Here is an 18,430-nt window from a genome sequence, read left to right on the forward strand (position 1 = left end):
GCCGTGGTAGCATGCAGCCCGTTTCAACAACAGAGAGTGCCGACCGTGAGTTCCGTGTTCCGGCTTTGGTCGCAGGACGACGAGACCGAGCCCGCCATCGTATTCGAAGACAGCGCCAGCCCCGGCTTCGTGCCGCTGTGGGAGGCCGCCGGAGTGTACGACGCGCTCTACAACAGTGACGGCAAACAGGCGCGCGACGTCTCGCGCGCGATTGCCTACGGCGTGGACCGCATCAGCGATGACGTCTCGCTCGCCGCGCTCGTTCCATCCAGCCTGTCGCTGGGCGAGGCGATCCGCTTTCTCGAGAACGTGCACAAGGCCTGCGTCACGCACGCGTCGGCGCGGGTAGCTTCCGCTTAAACGATCCCCAGGCCCTCGGTCCCGGCCGAGAAGTCCTTGTTCTTCGCGTGCTTGGAGTTGAGCTTGATGTTCAGGCGCAGGTCGTTCACCGAATCGGCGTTGCGCAGCGCGTCCTCGTAGGTGATCTTATCTGCCTCGTACAGGTCGAACAGCGCCTGGTCGAAGGTCTGCATGCCCAGCTCGCGCGACTTCTTCATGATCTCCTTGATCTCGTGAACTTCGCCCTTGAAGATCAGGTCCGAGATCAGCGGCGAGTTGAGCAGGATTTCGATCGCCACCACGCGGCCCTTGGCTTCCTTGCGCGGAATCAGGCGCTGCGAGATCAGGCCCTTCAGGTTGAGCGACAGGTCCATCAAGAGCTGCTGACGGCGCTCTTCCGGGAAGAAGTTGATGATGCGGTCCAGCGCCTGGTTGGCGCTGTTGGCGTGCAGCGTGGCCAGGCACAGGTGGCCGGTTTCGGCGAACGCGATCGCGTGCTCCATGGTCTCGCGGTCGCGGATCTCGCCGATCTGGATCACGTCCGGCGCCTGCCGCAGCGAGTTCTTCAGCGCCGCTTCGAAGCTCTCGGTGTCCACGCCCACTTCGCGCTGCGTGATCACGCAGTTGCGGTGCGGGTGGACGAATTCGACCGGGTCCTCGATGGTGAGGATGTGGCCGTAGCTGTTCTCGTTGCGGTAGCCGACCATTGCCGCCAGCGTGGTCGATTTACCCGAGCCGGTCGCGCCGACCATGATCACCAGCCCGCGCTTGGTCATGACGACTTCCTTGAGCACCTCCGGCAGTTCCAGGTCCTCGAACTTCGGGATCGTGGTCGTGATCACCCGCAGCACCATGCCCACCGCGCCCATCTGCTGGAATGCCGACACGCGAAAGCGCCCCAGGTCGCCAGGACTGATCGCGAAGTTGGCCTCGCGCGAGAGCTCGAAGCTGGCGGCCTGCTTGTCGTTCATGATGGCGCGCGCCAGGTCGGCCGTGTGATTCGACGTGAGCGCCTGGCTCGACACGGGCGTCATCTTGCCGTCGATTTTTATCGCGGGCGGGAAACCCGCGGTGATGAACAGGTCCGAGCCACCCTTGCTGACCATCAGGCGCAGCAGGTCGAACATGAATTTTGAAGCCTGATCGCGTTCCATCGTGTGCTGTCCTTGTTAGCCGGGGAAGTTTTCCGGAATCTTGGCGGCCGAGCGTGCCGCTTGCGCCGAAATCACGTTGCGTCGTGCGAGGTCGGTCAGGTTCTGGTCGAGCGTCTGCATGCCCACGTTGCTGCCGGTCTGGATCGCCGAGTACATCTGCGCGATCTTCGCCTCGCGGATCAGGTTGCGGATCGCCGGCGTGCCGATCATGATCTCGTGCGCCGCCACGCGGCCCGAGCCGTCCTTGGTCTTGAGCAGGGTCTGCGAGATCACGGCCTGCAGCGATTCGGACAGCATCGCGCGCACCATCTCCTTTTCCTCGGCCGGGAACACGTCCACGATACGGTCGATGGTCTTGGCCGCCGACGAGGTGTGCAGCGTGCCGAACACCAGGTGGCCGGTCTCCGCCGCCGACAGCGCCAGGCGGATCGTCTCCAGGTCGCGCAGCTCGCCCACCAGGATGCAGTCCGGGTCTTCGCGCAGCGCCGAGCGCAGCGCGTTGTTGAAGGACAGCGTGTGCGGGCCGACTTCGCGCTGGTTGATCAGGCAGCGCTTCGATTCGTGCACGAATTCGATCGGGTCCTCGATCGTGAGGATGTGGCCGTACTCGTTTTCGTTCAGGTGGTTGACCATCGCCGCCAGCGTGGTCGATTTGCCCGAACCGGTCGGGCCGGTGACCAGCACCAGGCCGCGCGGCTTGAGCGCGAGGTCGGCAAAAATCTTTGGCGCGTTCAGCTCTTCCAGCGACAGGATCTTGGACGGAATCGTACGCAGCACCGCGGCTGCGCCACGGCCCTGGTTGAAGGCGTTCACGCGAAAGCGCGCCAGGCCCGGGATCTCGAACGAGAAGTCGGCCTCGAGCACCTCTTCGTAGTGCTTGCGCTGGCCGTCGTTCATGATGTCATAGATCATGCCGTGGACCTCTTTGTGGTCCATCGCCGGCAGGTTAATCCGGCGCACGTCGCCGTGCACGCGGATCATCGGTGGCAGGCCGGCCGACAGGTGCAGGTCCGAAGCTTTGTTCTTGACCGAGAAGGCGAGTAGTTCTGCGATGTCCATTTATAATCCCTGTGCCGTTGGTGCGCCCTTGCGAGTCGCGCGTCAAACCCGAATATTGCCCCGTGTTAATGAATATGTCCACAATCAGCAGCAAGCTCCATAACGTTGGCGCCACAATCAAAGCTGCCGCGCAGGCCGCGGGGCGTGCGCCCGACAGCGTGCGCTTGCTGGCCGTCTCCAAGACCTTCGGGCCCGAGGCGGTGCTCGAAGCGATGAAGGCAGGGCAGCGCGCATTCGGCGAGAACTACCTGCAGGAGGCGCTGGACAAGATCGAGGCCGTGGCGCAGGCGGCGCCCGGGGTGGCGCTGGAGTGGCACTTCATCGGCCCGATCCAGAGCAACAAGACGCGGCCCATCGCCACCCATTTCGCATGGGTGCATACGGTGGAGCGCCTGAAGATCGCGCAGCGGCTGTCCGAACAGCGGCCGGCCGGGATGGGGCCGCTCAACATCTGCCTGCAGGTCAATATCAGCGGCGAAGAGACCAAGAGCGGCGTGACCGAGGCCGACTTGCCCGCACTGGCTCGGCAGGTGGCGGGCCTGCCAAATTTGCGACTGCGCGGGCTGATGGCGATCCCGGAACCGGAAGAAGACCCGGACAAACAGCACGCCCCGTTCCGGCGCATGCGCGAGCTGCTCGAACAGCTGCGCGGCGAAGGACTCGAACTGGATACGCTGTCGATGGGCATGTCGGGCGACATGGCCGCGGCGGTGGCCGAAGGCGCGACCATCGTTCGCGTCGGCAGCGCGATTTTCGGCGCGCGCAACTACAACAAGGTGAAGGAATGAAGATCAGTTTTATCGGCGGCGGCAACATGGCCACCGCGCTTATCGCGGGCCTCGTGGGCAGGCTTGCAGCGGGGCCGGACATCCAGGTGGTGGACCCGAACAGCGAGGCGCTGCACAGGCTCAATGGGCAGTATGGCGTGAACACGGCCGAGACGATCGGCGCGCGCGTGGGCGAAAGCGAAGTGGTGGTGCTGGCCGTGAAGCCGCAGCAGATGCGCGAGGTGGCCGCGGCGCTGCGCCCGCAGCTGGCGCAATCGCGCCCGCTGGTGTTGTCGATTGCGGCCGGCATTCGCGGCGCGGATTTGTCGCGCTGGCTGGGCGATTACGGCGCCATCGTGCGCTGCATGCCCAACACGCCGGCGCTGGTGGGCATGGGCGTGACCGGCATGGTCGCCATGCCGGGCGTGAGCGAGCAGCAGAAGGCTGCGGCCGACAGCATCCTGCGCGCGGTCGGCAAGACCGTGTGGCTCAGTGATGAGTCGCTGATCGACCCGGTGACGGGGGTGTCGGGCAGCGGGCCGGCGTACGTGTTCTACTTCATGGAAGCGATGCAGCAGGCGGCGCTGGAGCTGGGGCTGTCGGCGGAGCAGGGCAAGGAGCTGGCGCTCGAAACCTTCCGTGGCGCGGCGCAATTGGCGGCGCAATCGAGCGAGCCGGTCGAGGTGCTGCGCGAGCGCGTCACCTCCAAGGGCGGCACCACCTACGCGGCGATCACGAGCATGGAGCAGGCTGGCGTGAAGCAGGCGATTGTGGAAGCGGTGAAGGCAGCCGCGGCGCGTGGCCGCGAGCTGGGGGAACAGATGGGCAGGGATGCCTGAACGGGCCTGGCCCGCACGGTTTGGACGCGTGGGCGGGAAACCCGCCCACCCTACGAAAGCGGGCAGGCGGTAGGGTGGGCGGCTGTGCCGCCCACGCGTTCAACCAGCGTTGGGCCGTGTCAGCAGCGGCAGCACCTTCTGCGCCACCTTCCATAACGACAGGCCGGCAGCGGCCAGCTTCAGCACGCGCTTGGGCCGCGTGACCGCAAGGCCAAGCGCCACGCCCGCCACCGCGAGCACCACGGGCTTGTTCGCGGCGACAAAGCCGCCAACGCCCGCGCCGCCGAAAGGCGTCTTGAGCGCCGCGACTTCCTCGGCCAGGAACCCGCGCTGCAGCGCGCACAGTTCAATCAGTTCGGCGCGTCGCTGCGCCAGCAAGACAGCTTCTTTACTCACTTGCATGCCCCGCGCCGGTGATGAAATCGAGATCGTTGCGCAGCTCCTTGCGCGTCGCTTCGAAAAGCGCCGGCTTTGCCGCAAAGCTGGCCTGCACGCGGTTCAGGATCACGAAACCGGCCAGTGCAAGCAGCACCGCCATGGCGCCCACGGCGGCCAGGCGGTAGCTGTCCCAGAACAGCAGCACGACGAACAGTGCGGCGAACAGCACCGCGCCGGCGCCCAGCAGCACCGCCATCAGCGTCCAGGCCAGGTAGCCGGACAGGCGACGGGCCTCCTCCTGCACCTCCACGGCCGCCAGTTCCAGCCGTGTGTGCAGCATGGCGACCAGCGTCGCCCCGATGCGGCCTACCGCCGCCCCGAGTGCCATCTTACTTGCGTGCGATGAGCATGCCGATGACCACGCCCACCGCCGCGCCCAGGCCCACCGCCTTCCACGGATTTTCTTTTACGTAGTCGTCGGTGGCCTTGGCCGCAACCTTGGCCTTTTCCACCGCAGCCTGTTCCAGGCGCATCAGGTCGTCCTTGGCATTGACCAGGGTGCGTTCGAACTTGGCCTTGGCGGCCTTCAGTTCTTCGCCCGACAGCTGGGTGCCGTGGCGCAGCCAGGCTTCGGCGTCGGCGATGACGGTTTTCAGGTCGGTGACCAGTTGGTCGCGGGCGCCGGTTTGGGTGGGGATGCGTTCGATCATGATGAACCTCTTCGTGTTGGTTGGTGTCGGGCCCGGTGCGTATTGCTTGCGTGCATTCGGCACCGAGTGTATTCCGGACAATATTATCCTATTGCATAGTCTAACGCGACACCGGCGAACACGGCCGCACCCAACCAGTTGTTGTGGCGGAAGGCCGCAAAGCAACGCATGCGGTCGCGGCCGCGGATCAGGAAATAGTGGTAGACCGCCATGGCCACCGCAACGGCGATGCCGGCGACGAACCACCAGCGCAGGCCGATCACCCAGCCGCAGACGAGGTCGATCGCCAGCGCGGCCGCGTAGCACAGCATCACGGCTGCCACGTCGTAACGGCCAAAGGTGATGGCCGAGGTCTTGATGCCGATCTTCAGGTCGTCATCGCGGTCCACCATCGCGTATTCGGTATCGTACGCAACAGCCCAGAAAATATTGGCAACCAGCAGCCACCAGGCGACCGCCGGCACTTCGCCCTGCACGGCGGCAAACGCCATCGGGATGCCGAAGCCGAATGCGATGCCCAGGTAGGCCTGCGGGATGGCGAAGAAGCGCTTGAAATAGGGGTAGGTGCCGGCAACGATCACGGCGACCACGGACAGTTCCTTGGTCAGCGCGTTCAGGGGCAGGATCAGCAGGAACGAGATGACGGACAGCGCGGCGGCAACCGCCACCGCTTCCCACGCCCTGATGCGGCCGCTGGTGAGCGGGCGTTCGGCGGTGCGCTTGACATGCAGGTCGAAGTCGCGGTCGGCGTAGTCGTTGATCGCGCAGCCGGCCGAGCGCATCAGCGCCGTGCCGACGACGAAGATGACGATGTACAGCGGATCGGGCTTGCCGCCGGCGGCCATCCACAACGCCCACAGCGTCGGCCACAAGAGGAGGAGGATGCCGATCGGCTTGTCGGCACGGACCAGGCGGAAATACAGCGCCAGTTTGCTCATGAATTGATTCTTAATAGTTAAAAACAGGTAGGGTGGGCAGCTTGTCTGCCCACGCGTTCAGACAGTGCGCGCGCTGGCCGAACGCGTGGGCAGGAAACCTGCCCACCCTACGTTATGACATTACGCGGCCTCCGCCACCGACACCATCTGCACCCCGGGCAGGTCGCACTCGCCCACCGCCTTGCAGATCGCATCGATCGCTGCGCGCCGGGTAAAGCTCTTGCGCCAGGCGATGACCACGCGGCGCGACGGCACCGGCGGGGCGAACGGCACGAAGGCGATCATGCCGTTCGGGTCGTGCATGTCGCGTACCGATGCGCGCGGCAGCACCGTCAGGCCAATGCCGCTGGCCACCATATGCCGGATGGTCTCGAGCGACGAGCCTTCGAAGGTGCGCTGCATGCCGTTGCCGCCGGACGAGAAACGCGCCATCTCCGGGCACACTTCCAGCACCTGGTCGCGAAAGCAGTGCCCGCTGCCCAACAGCAGCATGGTTTCCTGCTTCAGGTCCTCCGCCGGTATTTCCTTGCGCGTGGCCCACGGGTGGTTGCGCGGCACCGCCACCACGAACGGCTCGTCGTACAGCGGCTGCACCATCAGCCCCTGCTCCGGCAGCGGCAGGGCCATGATGGCGGCATCGAGCTCGCCCTGGCGCAGCTGCTCGATCAGCTTGACGGTGAAATTCTCTTGCAATATCAGCGGCATCTGCGGGGCCGCATCGATCATGGTCTTGACCAGCGGCGGCAGCAGGTAGGGCGCGATGGTGTAGATCACGCCCAGGCGCAGCGGGCCGGCCAGCGGGTCCTTGTTCTGCTTGGCCAGTTCCTTGATGGCCGCGGTCTGCTCCAGCACGCGCTCGGCCTGCGCCACGATCTGCGCGCCGATCGGCGTGACCGACACTTCCGAGCCGCCGCGCTCGAACAGCGTCACCCCCAGTTCGTCCTCGAGCTTCTTGATCGCGACCGACAGCGTGGGCTGGGCGACGAAGCAGGCCTCGGCCGCGTGGCCGAAATGCCGGGCGCGCGCCACGGCAACGATGTATTTGAGTTCGGTGAGAGTCATAGGGCCCGGTCGGTCGTATTTGTATTGGAACAACACCGAGTTGGTAATGGTCAGCCAGGAAATACTATTTTACCGGGAATCATAGTCGATATAATTGCCGGGCTGCCGTTTTGCCCGACCCCACCATTTGAAAGGCGCGCATGTCCTCGACCTTTGGCCCGGCGGAAGCCCAGGCTTACATCCACAAACTGCTGACCGTCATGCACCACCAGGGCGGTTCGGACCTGTTCATTTCCGCTGACTTCCCGCCGAGCATGAAGCACCAGGGCGCGATGAAGCCGTTGTCGCAGCAAAAGCTCACCGGCGAGGTTACGCGCGCGCTGGCCAATTCGCTGATGAACGAGCGCCAGCGCGCCGAGTTTGACGCCGAGATGGAATGCAACTTCGCGATCTCGCTGCCCAACGTGTGCCGCTTCCGCGTCAACGTATTCATGCAGCAGCAGAACGTGGCCATGGTGATCCGGACCATCGCTTCCGAGATCCCGAACTTCGAGAAGCTCGACCTGCCCGAAGTGCTCAAGGATGTCATCATGACCAAGCGCGGCCTGGTGCTGGTGGTGGGTGGCACCGGTTCGGGCAAATCGACCACGCTGGCGGCGATGATCGACTACCGCAACAGCAATTCGGCCGGCCACATCATCACCGTCGAAGACCCGGTCGAGTACGTGCACAAGAACAAAGGCTGCCTGATCACGCACCGCGAAGTGGGCGTGGACACGCTGTCGTGGCACAACGCGCTGAAGAACACGCTGCGCCAGGCGCCGGACGTGATCCTGATCGGTGAGATCCGCGACACGGAAACCATGGAGCACGCGATCGCGTTCGCCGAAACCGGCCATTTGTGCCTGGGCACGCTGCACGCGAACAACGCCAACCAGACGATGGACCGGATCATCAACTTCTTCCCGGAAGAGCGGCGCAACCAGCTGCTGTCGGACCTGTCGTCGAACCTGCGCGCGATCATCTCGCAGCGCCTGGTGCGCACCGAGGACGGCAAGGGCCGCAAGGCCGCCATCGAGATCCTGCTGAACACGGCGACGATCAGCGAGATGATCCTGAAGGGCAACTTCCAGAACATCAAGGAAATCATGCACAAGTCGCGCGAGCTGGGCATGTGCACGTTTGACCAGGCGCTGTTCGACCTGTACAACAAGGGTTTGATCAGCTATGACGAGGCGATCCGCAACGCCGACTCGGCCAACGGCCTGCGCCTGCAGATCAAGCTGCATGGCGAGCGCAAGGAGCCGGGCGAGGAGGGCGGCGGTGGCGGCGGGCTGGGCCTGTCGCTGCAGGAGGAGCCGGAAGAGGACGACAACAGCGAGGCGCCGAAGCACTGATATGCCAGCATTCGAAGACAAAATCTGCAACCGCGCCGAACTGAAGGCGCGCGTTGCCGCACTGCCCAAGCCGGTGGTGCTCACCAACGGCGTGTTCGACATCCTGCACCGGGGGCATGTGACCTACCTGGCGCAGGCGCGCGAACTGGGCGCCTCGCTGGTGGTGGCGGTCAACACCGACGCCTCGGTCAAGCGCCTGGGCAAGGGCGACGACCGGCCGCTCAACACCATGGCCGACCGCGCCGCCGTGCTGGCCGCGCTCGAATCGGTGAGCCTGGTCGTTGAGTTCGACGAGGACACGGCGCTGGAAGTGGTGCAGGAGGCGCGCCCCGATATCTACGCAAAGGGCGGTGACTACGTGATGACCGAGATCCCCGAGGGCAAGGCCGTGATCGCCAATGGCGGCAAGGCCGTTGCCATCGACTTCGAGCACGACCGCTCGACCACCAAGCTGCTGGCGAAGGTGCGTTCGTACTCCTGATCAGCAGCGATCGGAACCAGTTCTCTGCTCAAGCCCGAAAGCCGTCGTTCCCGACTTGCCGCCCGCCGGCGCGGGAGCGACCTTGTTTTTGGTGGGCCAGTTGTTCAGCTGCCGCCGTCGTAGCCGTTCTGGCGCCACGCTTCGTACACGACGACGGCCACGGTATTCGACAGGTTCAGGCTGCGGTTGCCCGGGCGCATCGGCAAGCGGATGCGCTGGGCAGCCGGGAACGATTCGCGCAGCGCCGGGTCGAGCCCACGCGATTCGGCGCCAAAGATGAAGAAGTCGCCCGGCCTGAACTGGACGTCGGCAAACGGCGACGAGCCGTGGGTGGTCATCGCGAACATGCGCGCCGGATCAGGTCGGGCCTCGGCCAGAAACGCGTCCCAGTTCTTGTGCACCTTCATGGTCGCGTAATCGTGGTAATCGAGTCCGGCGCGGCGCATCTTGGCGTCGTCCAGCGGAAAGCCGAGCGGCTCGATCAGGTGCAGCTGCGCGCCCGTGTTGGCGCACAGGCGGATGACGTTGCCCGTGTTGGGCGGGATCTCGGGTTCGACCAGAACGACGTGAAACAAAGCGATCTCCTTACAAAAACAACTGCTCGATTCCGGGCTTGGTCCCCGTTGTCCGGAATATCTTAGTTAGCGTCGTTCCGGCGCAGGCCGGAACCCATAACCCGTACGCGACGTGCCGCGATTTTCTGCCCACTCGCGGCCCCAGTGGACTCAGCATGGGTCCCGGCGGCGTCGGTCCCCGCGGCTCAACGTGGCGGCGTGCGCGCGAACACCAGGTTGGTCACGCGCGCCGCGCCAGCTTGCTTGAGCGTGGACGCCAGCTCGTCCAGTGTGCTGCCGGTGGTCATCACGTCGTCCACGATGCCCACATGGCGGCCGGCCACCGCGTCCAGCATCTGCGGCGCGACCGCAAACGCGCCCCGGATGTTGCGCCTGCGTTCCCCCGGCGCCACGCCCGACTGCGCCCGCGTATCCACCTCGCGCAGCGCCAGCCGCGCCTGCAGCGGCACACCAAGCGACCGTGCCAGCGGCCGGGCGATTTCCAGCGCCTGGTTGAATCCACGCTCGACCAGCCGCTGCGGCCCCAGCGGCACCGGGCACAGCAGGTCCGGCAGCGCGGGACCGGCCCGGGCCAGCGCCGCGTCGCGCAGCAGCTGCGCAAACCATGGCGCCAAGGCGAGCTGGCTGGCGAATTTGAGCTGCAATACCAGCTGGTCCAGCGGCGCCGCGTAGTCCGCCGCCACCACGGTGGCGTCGAAGGCCGGCGGGTCGGCCAGGCAGGCGCCGCACAGTGGCGCGGGCGCGGGCAGCGGGTTGGCACACCGCGCGCAGCGTGCACGCTCGCTCACGTACTGCGCGTGGCAATCCGTGCACACCACACGCCCGCACGTCTGGCCGCATAGCGCGCAGCACGACGGCAGCAACGCCTGCGCCAGCGCGCGTGGCCAGCGGTGCCACCACAAGCGCAGGCGGTCGGGCATCGGCTCGTCTTCCCACAAACATGTACACTCCCGCCATTATCTCACCTGAACGCAACACAACATGGCTTCTCCCCAATCCTCGTCCAAAATGAGCGCGCCCATCGACATGGCGTGCGTCCGCCAGCTGTTTTCCCGTCCCGCTCGCGTTGCCGAATCGAACTTTTTGCGGCGCGAGATCGCCGCGCGCATGCACGAGCGGCTGGCGCTGGTGAAGATCGCGCCCGAGCGCGTGCTCGACGCCGGTTGTGGCACGGGCGAGGACCTCGCCCTGTTACAGAAAACCTATCCGGCCGCCCAGATCGTGGGCGTCGATGCCGCCCCCGCGCTGCTGGCTGCCGCCAAAGGGCCGGCGCCGCGCCCGCTGAACCAACTGCTCAGCCGTTTGATGCCGGCCAAGACCGGTGTTGACCTGCTCAGTGGCGACTTCGGCAACCTGCCGCTGGGCCCGAACTCGATCGACCTTGTGTGGTCGAATCTCGCGCTCCATTGGCATCCCCAGCCCGACAAGGTGTTTGCCGAGTGGCGCCGCGTGTTGCGGGTGGATGGCTTGCTGATGTTCTCCAATTTTGGCCCGGATACATTCAAGGAACTGCGCACGGCGTTTGCGTCCCTGGACGAAACGCCGCATGCCTTGCCGTTCGTGGACATGCACGATTTTGGCGACCAGTTGGTGGAGGCCGGGTTTTCCACGCCCGTGATGGACATGGAGCAGATCACGGTCACCTATGACACAGCGGCCGCGCTGCTGGCCGATGTGCGCGCGCTGGGCGGCAACCCGCTGGCCACGCGCCGCCGCGGCCTGATCGGGCGTGCCGCCTGGCAACGGATGCTGGCGGCGCTGGAGGCCCAGCGCCGTCCCGACGGCAAGCTTGGCCTGACATTCGAAGTGGTGTACGGCCATGCATTCCGCCCGGTGCCCAAGAAAACGGCAGCCGGCGAATCGATCGTCCGGTTCCAGCCGCGCCCGCCGCAGTAAGTGTCACGTAAGAATTTTGCAAGATTTGCGTCAGGCCAGTGTAAGATTGGTGAAGTGCAAATTTGCTGCCAAGACTAATTTTCTTGAATAAATGTTAGTGACTTGCGTATAATCAAAGACAATTTCTTCCGACTGTGGTAGCAGCACGCTGGAAATAAAAGCAGTAACGGCGTTAGAGTCGGACTGAATTACAGCATTTGCAAGAATCAGTGGTCATGCGGTGGGAGTGTTTCGCGGATCAATGATGGGCTCCTGCCAAGCCGCAGTGCGTTGTATTGCTGCGCGTGTCGGCCGCGGGCCTTTTGCAAGAGGTGTTGCGGGCCGGCAGTCAGTCATCGTTGCCGAGCCATTAAAAAATTATTATTTTTTTGGGTGGTTGGGGACAACATGACATATGCAAAGCGACTTCAAGCTCTGATGCTCGGCCTCGCAGTATCGGCCAGTATCCCAGCTTTGGCAGAACCTGTTATCACTGGGCGGCCAGTTGAGCACCAACTGAACATGCAGCTCCCGGTGACCGGCATCGGCGAAGAAGTCTATAACCTGCACAACTACATGATGCTGGTCTGCCTGGTGATCTTCATCGGCGTGTTCGGCGTCATGTTCTATTCGGTGTTCAAGCACCGCAAATCGCTGGGCCACAAGCCCGCCACCTTCCACGAATCGACCGCCGTCGAAATCGCCTGGACCGTCGTACCGTTCCTGATCGTGATCGGCATGGCCCTGCCGGCCACCCGTACCGTGGTCGCAATGAAAGACACCTCCAACGCCGACCTGACCATCAAGGCCACCGGCATGCAATGGAAGTGGGGCTACGACTACCTGAAGGGCGAAGGCGAGGGCATCTCCTTCCTGTCCAACCTGTCCACCCCGCGCGCGCTCGTCGGCGGCCCGGGCGTCGAGCCGGTTGGCCAGCGCAACGAAAACTACCTGCTCGAGGTGGACAACGAGGTGGTGGTGCCGGTCAACAAGAAGGTGCGCCTGATCACCACCGCCAACGACGTCATCCACTCCTGGACCATCCCCGCCTTCGCCGTCAAGCAGGACGCGATTCCGGGTTTTGTGCGTGACACCTGGTTCAAGGCCGACCAGATCGGCACCTACCGCGGCAACTGCGTCGAGCTGTGCGGCAAGGACCACGCCTTCATGCCGATCGTCGTGAAGGTTGTCTCGGCCGAGGACTACACCAAGTGGGTCAATGAAAAGAAAGCCGCCATGGCCGCCAGCGCCGACGACGCCACCAAGACCTGGACCCTGGACGAGCTCAAGACCCGCGGCGAAAAGGTGTACACCACCAACTGCGTGGCCTGCCACCAGGCCAACGGCAAGGGCGTGCCGAGCGCGTTCGCGTCGCTCGACGGCTCGCCGGTGGTCAACGGCCCCAAGGCCGAGCAGATCAACGTGCTCCTGAACGGCAAGCACAGCGGCAAGTTCCCGTCGGCCATGCCGGCCTGGAAGCAGCTGTCGGATACCGAGATCGCCTCGGTGATCACGTACACCCGCAACAGCTGGGGCAACAAAGCAGCTGAAAACATCGTACAGCCGGCCGAAGTGATGGCTGCCCGTAGCAAGTGATACGCAAGTAGAACAAAGATTGCCAGGACACTGATATGACTTCCAGCACACTCGATCACGCACACGATCACGCTCACGCCCACGATCACGCGCACGACCACCCGACCGGCATGCGCCGTTGGCTGTTTGCCACCAACCACAAGGACATCGGCACCCTGTACCTCTGGTTCTCGCTCACCATGCTGATGTCCGGCGGGGTGCTGGCGCTGATGATCCGCTCCGAGCTGTTCAAGCCCGGCCTGCAGTTCTTCCAGCCCGAGTTCTTCAACCAGCTCACCACCATGCACGGCGTGGTGATGGTGTTCGGCGCGATCATGCCGGCCTTCGTGGGCTTCGCCAACTGGATGATCCCGCTGCAGATCGGCGCATCGGACATGGCGTTTGCGCGCATGAACAACTTCTCGTTCTGGCTGCTGCCGCCGGCCGCGCTGCTGCTGGCCGCCTCGTTCTTCGTGCCGGGCGGCGCCACCGCCGCCGGCTGGACCCTGTACGCGCCGCTGACCGCGCAGATGGGCCCGGGCATGGACATGGCGATCTTCGCGCTGCACATCATGGGCGCCTCGTCGATCATGGGTTCGATCAACATCATCGTCACCATCCTGAACATGCGCGCACCGGGCATGACCCTGATGAAGATGCCGATGTTCTGCTGGACCTGGCTGATCACCGCCTACCTGCTGATCGCCGTGATGCCGGTGCTGGCAGGCGCGATCACCATGACGCTGACCGACCGCCACTTCGGCACCACCTTCTTCAACGCTGCCGGCGGCGGCGACCCGGTCATGTACCAGCACATCTTCTGGTTCTTTGGCCACCCCGAGGTGTACATCATGATCCTGCCGGCATTCGGCATCGTCTCGCAGATCATCCCGGCGTTCGCGCGCAAGCCGCTGTTCGGCTACGCCTCGATGGTGTACGCAACCGCCTCGATTGCGATCCTGTCGTTCATCGTCTGGGCGCACCACATGTTCACCACCGGCATGCCGGTGACCAGCCAGCTGTTCTTCATGTACGCCACCATGCTGATCGCCGTGCCGACCGGCGTGAAGGTGTTCAACTGGGTGGCCACCATGTGGCGCGGTTCGATGACCTTTGAAACCCCGATGCTGTTCGCGGTGGGCTTCATCTTCGTGTTCACCATGGGCGGCTTCACCGGCCTGATCCTGGCCGTGACCCCGATCGACATCCAGCTGCAGGACACCTACTACGTGGTGGCGCACTTCCACTACGTGCTGGTGGCCGGCTCGCTGTTTGCCCTGTTCGCCGGTTTCTACTACTGGGGCCCGAAGTGGACCGGCCACATGTATCCGGAAGGCCGCGGCAAGTTCCACTTCTGGGCATCGATCATCACCTTTAACATCACCTTCTTCCCGATGCACTTCCTGGGCCTGGCTGGCATGCCGCGCCGCTATGCGGACTACGCCGCCCAGTTCACCGACTTCAACAGCATCGCGACGATCGGCGCCTTCGGCTTCGGCCTGTCGCAGGTGTACTTCCTGTTCTTCGTGGTGCTGCCGACCATCCGCGGCGGCGCCAAGGCAGCGGACAAGCCGTGGGAAGCCGCGGAAGGCCTGGAGTGGACCGTGCCGAGCCCGGCGCCGTTCCACACCTTCGAGACCCCGCCGCTGGTGAAATAATGGACGCGCAAAGGAAACGCAACGCCAAACTCGCATGGACCATCGCGGCGATCCCGCTGTTCTTCTTCGTGATGGTCTTCGTTAAACGCATCTGGTTCAACTGACGTGAGCAAAGAAGGCACCCGCACCGGCCGGTTGATGCACCTGAACCGCAGCACGCTCGGCAAGCTCGTTGTCATTGCTGTGGCGATGTTCGGGTTCGGCTATGCGCTGGTGCCGGTGTACCGGCAGATCTGCGAAGAGCTGGGCCTGAACGTGATTACGCAGAAGGACGGCACCGTGGCGCGGCCTGCCAACACGCAGGTCGACAAGTCGCGCACCGTGGTCGTTGAGCTGGATGGCAACGCGCAGGGCCCGTGGCGCTTCCGCCCGACGCAAAACAGCGTCAGCGTGCACCCGGGCGAACTGACCACGGTCACCTACGAGGTCGTCAACACCCAGGGCAGGACGGTGGCGGCGCAGGCGATTCCGAGCTATGCGCCGCAGTCGGCCACGCCGTACTTCAAGAAGGTCGAGTGCTTCTGCTTCAAGCAGCAGACGCTGGGCCCAAACGAGGCGCGGCAGATGCCGGTCGTGTTCTTTATCGACCCCAAGCTGCCCCGGGAAGTGAAGACCATCACGCTGTCGTACACGTTCTTCGAGATCGGCGGCGCGGTGGCAATGAAGGAAGGATGATGATGGATCCGGACAAGCCGGTACAGCGCAAGGGATCGTTCGGCGCCACCATGAAGGCCGTGTTCTGGTCGTTCTTTGGCGTGCGCAAGCGCAAGGACTACGAGCACGATTCTGCCAACCTGAACCCGATCCACGTGATCATCGCCGCGCTGATCGGGGTGGTGCTGTTCATTGGCATCCTGATAACTGTGGTGCGGTTTGCCGTATCGAAGTAGCGGTAGTTGGAGTGCCCGAACAATAAAACAACGTCATCCCGGCGCAGGCCGGGATCCATAGACAGCGCGATCAGTGGCAAAGCCGCGATGAAACGCAAACTCAGCATGGGTCCCCGCCTCCGCGGGGACGACGGATCAAAGGGTAGTGGTACAAAAATTTAGAGCAGCCAATTCAACAAATATAAGTTTGACTTAGGAGATGAAGATGAGTTTGCCACACACCGCGCCGTACTATTTCGTGCCGGGCCCGTCCCGTTGGCCGCTCGCTGCCGGCATGTCGATGCTTGTCACCATGGCAGGCGCGTCGGGCTGGGTCAACGGCGCGTCCTGGGGGCCCGCCGTCAACATCGTCGGCATCGTGGCGATGCTGACCGTGCTGTATTTCTGGTTCGGCGACGCGATCCGCGAGTCCGAAACCGGCAAGTACGGCGCCCGCATCGACAGCTCCTACCGCTGGTCGATGAGCTGGTTCATCTTCTCCGAGGTGATGTTCTTCGGCGCTTTCTTCGGCGCGCTGTTCTACGCGCGCTCGATCACCATGCCGTGGCTGGCCGACCTCGACCACAAGCTGCTGTGGCCCGACTTTGCCGGGCACTGGGGCAGCGTCGGCCCGGCCGGCACCGTGGAACACTTCGAGACCATGGGCCCGTTCCCGATCCCGACCATCAACACGGCGCTGCTGCTGACTTCCGGCGTGACCCTGACCATCGCCCACCACGCGCTGCGCGCCGGGCACCGCGGCAAGACCGCGTTCTGGCTGTTCCTGACCATCCTGCTGGGCGCGACCTTCATGGGCTTCCAGGCCTATGAATACCACCATGCGTACACCGAGCTGAACCTGAAGCTGTCGTCGGGCATCTACGGCTCGACCTTCTTCATGCTGACGGGCTTTCACGGCTTCCACGTGACGATGGGCGCGATCATGCTGTCGGTGATGCTGTACCGCGTGATGCGCGGCGACTTCACCCCCGAAAGCCACTTCGGCTTCGAAGGCGCGGCCTGGTACTGGCACTTCGTGGACGTGGTGTGGCTGGGGCTGTACGTGGTTGTGTACTGGATGTAATTCCTCGCTACGGACACGAACCCGTCGTCCCGGCGAAAGCCGGGACCCATGCTGAGTACGCGACACGTACGCATGTGATAGGTGCTGCAGGCGGGTTATGGGTCCCGGCTTTCGCCGGGACGACGTGCGGAGGCTGACGAAGGATATAGGGGCGAGTCGGTATTCGGCCGTCCCTTTTTAGTAAGGCAAGCCCTTCGGCTGTATCCACCCCAGCTTGTACATGCCCAGCACGATGAGGAACAGGGTGATCGACAGCCCGACCCGCATCGCCAGGGCCTGCACCGTGCGGTTGCTCTTGCCCTTGTCGCGCATCAGGAAGAACAGGGCCGACCCGAGGCTCGCAAGGATCAGGGCGAAAGCGATCGCAACAAAGATTTTCATGGTCTGCCGGATAACAAAATTGGAAGCTCCATTGTAATGCGTCTGCGCTTTCATTTTCGGCTGGTCCCCTTCATCGCCACCGTGCTGCTGGTCGCGCTCGGCATTGCACTGGGCAACTGGCAGGAACGCCGCGCCGCCGAGAAAACCGCGCTGCGCGAGCGCATGGAGCAGCGCGGCGCCCAAGCGCCTGTTGCGCTCGGCCCGGCCATCGTGCCGCTTGAAACGCTCGAATACCGACGCGTCACCGTCACCGGCCAGTTCGTCCCCGGCTGGCCGGTCTTCCTCGACAACCGCCCATACCAGGGGCGCAGCGGGTTTTATTTGCTGATGCCGTTTAAAATAGCGGGTTCGGATGTCCACGTGCTGGTCGCGCGCGGCTGGCTCCCGGCCGATCCGACCGTGCATGACCGCCTGCCCGTGTTCTCCACGCCGCCAGGGCAGGTCAGCATCGAAGGCGTTGTCAGCGGCAACATGGGCCGCGTGCTGCAGCTGGGCGATGCCGTGCCGCTCAAGCCGAACGCGATCGTGCAGAACGTCGCGCCGGGGCAGGTTGAACAGGCCAGCGGCCTGAAGCTCGAGCCTTTTTTCGTCGAACAGACCGGTCCCAAGGAAGAGGGCGGGGCGCTGGTGCGCGACTGGCCGTTGCCTTCGACCGGCATCGAAAAACACAAGGGCTACGCCTTCCAGTGGTACGCGCTGGCGGCGATGGCCTTGCTCTTTTTTGTCATCACAGGATTTCGCAGTGGAACAAAACATGACGATGCAGCCCGCGCGTAGCAGCGGGCGCTGGAAGATGTTCGGGGTGCTCGCCGTGTGCGCCGCGCCGCTGGTCGCCTCGTACTTTACTTACTACGTGCTCAAGCCGGCCGCGCGCAACAACTACGGCGCGCTGATCGACCCGCGTTCCTACCCGATTCCGCGCCTTGCCAGCACCACGCTCGACGGCCGCCCGGAAGGGTTGGGCGCCTACCGCGGCAAGTGGATCATGCTCAAGGTGGGCGGCGGCGCCTGCCCGGACGCGTGCCGCAAGCAGCTGTTCACGATGCGCCAGGAGCGCCTGATGCAGGGCAAGGAGATGGACCGCATCGAGCGCGTATGGCTGATCACCGACAACGAGCCGATCGACACCATGCTGATCCGCGAATACGACGGCATGCACATGCTGCACGCCGACGCCCAGGCGGTGGCCAGGTGGCTGCCGGCTGAAAGCGGCACGACGGCGGGCGACCACATCTACCTGATCGACCCGCTGGGCAACCTGATGATGCGCTTTCCGGCCGAACCGGACACGCGCAAGATGTACAAGGATATTGCGAAGCTGCTCAAGGCTTCCGCCATCGGTTAATTCA

Annotated in this window: 23 protein-coding genes; 13 read left to right on the forward strand and 10 right to left on the reverse strand. The window is 64.1% G+C overall.

Annotated elements, in window-relative coordinates; all coding sequences use genetic code 11:
- The first annotated feature begins 45 nt into the window (after positions 1-45).
- Positions 46-360 (forward strand): hypothetical protein, encoded by a 315-nt coding sequence (locus tag NX773_RS20420; protein ID WP_258858116.1) that lies wholly within the window; start codon positions 46-48, stop codon positions 358-360.
- On the opposite strand, the gene NX773_RS20425 is transcribed toward NX773_RS20420, so the two are convergent.
- The gene (locus NX773_RS20425; RefSeq protein ID WP_258858117.1) at positions 357-1,493 is read right to left on the reverse strand and encodes a PilT/PilU family type 4a pilus ATPase; all 1,137 of its coding nucleotides are present in this window, start codon (positions 1,491-1,493) and stop codon (positions 357-359) included. The genes NX773_RS20420 and NX773_RS20425 overlap by 4 nt on opposite strands.
- Positions 1,494-1,508: 15 nt before the next feature.
- The gene (locus NX773_RS20430; protein ID WP_258858118.1) at positions 1,509-2,552 is read right to left on the reverse strand and encodes a type IV pilus twitching motility protein PilT; all 1,044 of its coding nucleotides are present in this window, start codon (positions 2,550-2,552) and stop codon (positions 1,509-1,511) included.
- A 74-nt stretch (positions 2,553-2,626) separates the two neighbouring features.
- Between NX773_RS20430 and NX773_RS20435 the strand changes: the two genes are divergently transcribed.
- Both NX773_RS20435 and proC read left to right on the forward strand, forming a co-directional pair.
- A complete protein-coding gene (locus tag NX773_RS20435; protein ID WP_258858119.1) occupies positions 2,627-3,340 on the forward strand; it encodes a YggS family pyridoxal phosphate-dependent enzyme in 714 nt (237 codons plus the stop codon).
- Positions 3,337-4,158, forward strand: coding sequence for a pyrroline-5-carboxylate reductase (gene proC, locus NX773_RS20440; protein ID WP_258858120.1), 822 nt, complete (start codon positions 3,337-3,339; stop codon positions 4,156-4,158). Before NX773_RS20435 ends, proC begins: the two co-directional genes overlap by 4 nt.
- Positions 4,159-4,257: 99 nt before the next feature.
- Here the strand turns inward: proC and NX773_RS20445 are convergent, their stop codons facing one another.
- The 5 genes from NX773_RS20445 to NX773_RS20465 all read right to left on the reverse strand — a co-directional run bounded on the left by NX773_RS20445 (position 4,258) and on the right by NX773_RS20465 (position 7,246).
- Positions 4,258-4,560: a hypothetical protein gene (locus tag NX773_RS20445; protein ID WP_258858121.1), complete on the reverse strand. Its 303-nt coding sequence runs from the start codon at positions 4,558-4,560 to the stop codon at positions 4,258-4,260.
- Entirely contained in the window at positions 4,547-4,924 is a 378-nt protein-coding gene (locus NX773_RS20450) for a phage holin family protein (protein WP_258823850.1), read from the reverse strand. Before NX773_RS20450 ends, NX773_RS20445 begins: the two co-directional genes overlap by 14 nt.
- Position 4,925: 1 nt before the next feature.
- Positions 4,926-5,246, reverse strand: a complete 321-nt coding sequence (locus NX773_RS20455) for an ElaB/YgaM/YqjD family protein (RefSeq protein WP_258858122.1) — start codon at positions 5,244-5,246, stop codon at positions 4,926-4,928.
- An 83-nt stretch (positions 5,247-5,329) separates the two neighbouring features.
- On the reverse strand, positions 5,330-6,184 hold the full coding sequence (ubiA, locus tag NX773_RS20460) for a 4-hydroxybenzoate octaprenyltransferase (RefSeq protein ID WP_258858123.1): 855 nt from the start codon (positions 6,182-6,184) through the stop codon (positions 5,330-5,332).
- A gap of 120 nt (positions 6,185-6,304) precedes the next feature.
- Positions 6,305-7,246 (reverse strand): hydrogen peroxide-inducible genes activator, encoded by a 942-nt coding sequence (locus NX773_RS20465; RefSeq protein ID WP_258858124.1) that lies wholly within the window; start codon positions 7,244-7,246, stop codon positions 6,305-6,307.
- Positions 7,247-7,386: 140 nt separating this feature from the next.
- On the opposite strand from NX773_RS20465, the gene NX773_RS20470 reads away from it, so the two are divergent.
- Complete coding sequence (locus NX773_RS20470) at positions 7,387-8,583, forward strand: PilT/PilU family type 4a pilus ATPase (RefSeq protein ID WP_258858125.1); 1,197 nt, start codon at positions 7,387-7,389, stop codon at positions 8,581-8,583.
- Between the two features lies 1 nt (position 8,584).
- Positions 8,585-9,064 (forward strand): D-glycero-beta-D-manno-heptose 1-phosphate adenylyltransferase, encoded by a 480-nt coding sequence (gene rfaE2, locus NX773_RS20475; protein WP_258858126.1) that lies wholly within the window; start codon positions 8,585-8,587, stop codon positions 9,062-9,064.
- A gap of 104 nt (positions 9,065-9,168) precedes the next feature.
- On the opposite strand, the gene trmL is transcribed toward rfaE2, so the two are convergent.
- Complete coding sequence (gene trmL, locus NX773_RS20480; RefSeq protein WP_258858127.1) at positions 9,169-9,639, reverse strand: tRNA (uridine(34)/cytosine(34)/5-carboxymethylaminomethyluridine(34)-2'-O)-methyltransferase TrmL; 471 nt, start codon at positions 9,637-9,639, stop codon at positions 9,169-9,171.
- A 185-nt stretch (positions 9,640-9,824) separates the two neighbouring features.
- Positions 9,825-10,559: a ComF family protein gene (locus NX773_RS20485; protein WP_258858128.1), complete on the reverse strand. Its 735-nt coding sequence runs from the start codon at positions 10,557-10,559 to the stop codon at positions 9,825-9,827.
- Between the two features lie 61 nt (positions 10,560-10,620).
- Here NX773_RS20485 and NX773_RS20490 point away from each other — a divergent pair, with 61 nt between their 5' ends.
- From NX773_RS20490 to NX773_RS20515, 6 genes are all read left to right on the forward strand, one after another.
- On the forward strand, positions 10,621-11,535 hold the full coding sequence (locus NX773_RS20490) for a methyltransferase domain-containing protein (RefSeq protein ID WP_258858129.1): 915 nt from the start codon (positions 10,621-10,623) through the stop codon (positions 11,533-11,535).
- A gap of 387 nt (positions 11,536-11,922) precedes the next feature.
- Positions 11,923-13,110: a cytochrome c oxidase subunit II gene (gene coxB, locus NX773_RS20495; RefSeq protein ID WP_258858130.1), complete on the forward strand. Its 1,188-nt coding sequence runs from the start codon at positions 11,923-11,925 to the stop codon at positions 13,108-13,110.
- A 35-nt stretch (positions 13,111-13,145) separates the two neighbouring features.
- Positions 13,146-14,747: a cytochrome c oxidase subunit I gene (gene ctaD / locus NX773_RS20500; RefSeq protein ID WP_258858131.1), complete on the forward strand. Its 1,602-nt coding sequence runs from the start codon at positions 13,146-13,148 to the stop codon at positions 14,745-14,747.
- Between the two features lie 138 nt (positions 14,748-14,885).
- Positions 14,886-15,422 (forward strand): cytochrome c oxidase assembly protein, encoded by a 537-nt coding sequence (locus NX773_RS20505; RefSeq protein ID WP_258858202.1) that lies wholly within the window; start codon positions 14,886-14,888, stop codon positions 15,420-15,422.
- Positions 15,422-15,637 (forward strand): DUF2970 domain-containing protein, encoded by a 216-nt coding sequence (locus NX773_RS20510; RefSeq protein WP_370662271.1) that lies wholly within the window; start codon positions 15,422-15,424, stop codon positions 15,635-15,637. The genes NX773_RS20505 and NX773_RS20510 overlap by 1 nt, the downstream gene beginning before the upstream one ends.
- A 205-nt stretch (positions 15,638-15,842) precedes the next feature.
- On the forward strand, positions 15,843-16,700 hold the full coding sequence (locus NX773_RS20515) for a cytochrome c oxidase subunit 3 (RefSeq protein WP_370662268.1): 858 nt from the start codon (positions 15,843-15,845) through the stop codon (positions 16,698-16,700).
- A 177-nt stretch (positions 16,701-16,877) separates the two neighbouring features.
- Here NX773_RS20515 and NX773_RS20520 read toward each other — a convergent pair whose 3' ends face one another.
- Positions 16,878-17,081, reverse strand: coding sequence for a twin transmembrane helix small protein (locus tag NX773_RS20520; RefSeq protein WP_258823862.1), 204 nt, complete (start codon positions 17,079-17,081; stop codon positions 16,878-16,880).
- An 81-nt stretch (positions 17,082-17,162) separates the two neighbouring features.
- Between NX773_RS20520 and NX773_RS20525 the strand changes: the two genes are divergently transcribed.
- Together NX773_RS20525 and NX773_RS20530 are read left to right on the forward strand one after the other, a co-directional pair.
- Entirely contained in the window at positions 17,163-17,858 is a 696-nt protein-coding gene (locus NX773_RS20525) for an SURF1 family protein (RefSeq protein ID WP_370662269.1), read from the forward strand.
- Positions 17,842-18,426, forward strand: a complete 585-nt coding sequence (locus NX773_RS20530; RefSeq protein ID WP_258858204.1) for an SCO family protein — start codon at positions 17,842-17,844, stop codon at positions 18,424-18,426. Before NX773_RS20525 ends, NX773_RS20530 begins: the two co-directional genes overlap by 17 nt.
- The last annotated feature ends 4 nt before the right edge of the window (positions 18,427-18,430 follow it).

The organism is Massilia solisilvae (assembly GCF_024753215.1).
Lineage (GTDB): Bacteria > Pseudomonadota > Gammaproteobacteria > Burkholderiales > Burkholderiaceae_D > Telluria > Telluria solisilvae.

Bases quoted from the DNA above. Each gene is read 5' to 3' on its own strand.
- NX773_RS20515 (WP_370662268.1), top strand. From the start codon at position 15,843: ATGAGTTTGCCACACACCGCGCCGTACTATTTCGTGCCGGGCCCGTCC.
- NX773_RS20430 (WP_258858118.1), bottom strand. From the start codon at position 2,552: ATGGACATCGCAGAACTACTCGCCTTCTCGGTCAAGAACAAAGCTTCG.
- NX773_RS20505 (WP_258858202.1), top strand. From the start codon at position 14,886: ATGCACCTGAACCGCAGCACGCTCGGCAAGCTCGTTGTCATTGCTGTG.
- ctaD (WP_258858131.1), top strand. From the start codon at position 13,146: ATGACTTCCAGCACACTCGATCACGCACACGATCACGCTCACGCCCAC.
- NX773_RS20435 (WP_258858119.1), top strand. From the start codon at position 2,627: ATGTCCACAATCAGCAGCAAGCTCCATAACGTTGGCGCCACAATCAAA.
- rfaE2 (WP_258858126.1), top strand. From the start codon at position 8,585: ATGCCAGCATTCGAAGACAAAATCTGCAACCGCGCCGAACTGAAGGCG.
- NX773_RS20455 (WP_258858122.1), bottom strand. From the start codon at position 5,246: ATGATCGAACGCATCCCCACCCAAACCGGCGCCCGCGACCAACTGGTC.
- NX773_RS20465 (WP_258858124.1), bottom strand. From the start codon at position 7,246: ATGACTCTCACCGAACTCAAATACATCGTTGCCGTGGCGCGCGCCCGG.
- NX773_RS20445 (WP_258858121.1), bottom strand. From the start codon at position 4,560: ATGCAAGTGAGTAAAGAAGCTGTCTTGCTGGCGCAGCGACGCGCCGAA.
- NX773_RS20520 (WP_258823862.1), bottom strand. From the start codon at position 17,081: ATGAAAATCTTTGTTGCGATCGCTTTCGCCCTGATCCTTGCGAGCCTC.
- coxB (WP_258858130.1), top strand. From the start codon at position 11,923: ATGACATATGCAAAGCGACTTCAAGCTCTGATGCTCGGCCTCGCAGTA.
- NX773_RS20530 (WP_258858204.1), top strand. From the start codon at position 17,842: ATGCAGCCCGCGCGTAGCAGCGGGCGCTGGAAGATGTTCGGGGTGCTC.
- NX773_RS20490 (WP_258858129.1), top strand. From the start codon at position 10,621: ATGGCTTCTCCCCAATCCTCGTCCAAAATGAGCGCGCCCATCGACATG.
- NX773_RS20510 (WP_370662271.1), top strand. From the start codon at position 15,422: ATGATGGATCCGGACAAGCCGGTACAGCGCAAGGGATCGTTCGGCGCC.
- NX773_RS20485 (WP_258858128.1), bottom strand. From the start codon at position 10,559: ATGCCCGACCGCCTGCGCTTGTGGTGGCACCGCTGGCCACGCGCGCTG.
- NX773_RS20425 (WP_258858117.1), bottom strand. From the start codon at position 1,493: ATGGAACGCGATCAGGCTTCAAAATTCATGTTCGACCTGCTGCGCCTG.
- ubiA (WP_258858123.1), bottom strand. From the start codon at position 6,184: ATGAGCAAACTGGCGCTGTATTTCCGCCTGGTCCGTGCCGACAAGCCG.
- proC (WP_258858120.1), top strand. From the start codon at position 3,337: ATGAAGATCAGTTTTATCGGCGGCGGCAACATGGCCACCGCGCTTATC.
- NX773_RS20470 (WP_258858125.1), top strand. From the start codon at position 7,387: ATGTCCTCGACCTTTGGCCCGGCGGAAGCCCAGGCTTACATCCACAAA.
- NX773_RS20450 (WP_258823850.1), bottom strand. From the start codon at position 4,924: ATGGCACTCGGGGCGGCGGTAGGCCGCATCGGGGCGACGCTGGTCGCC.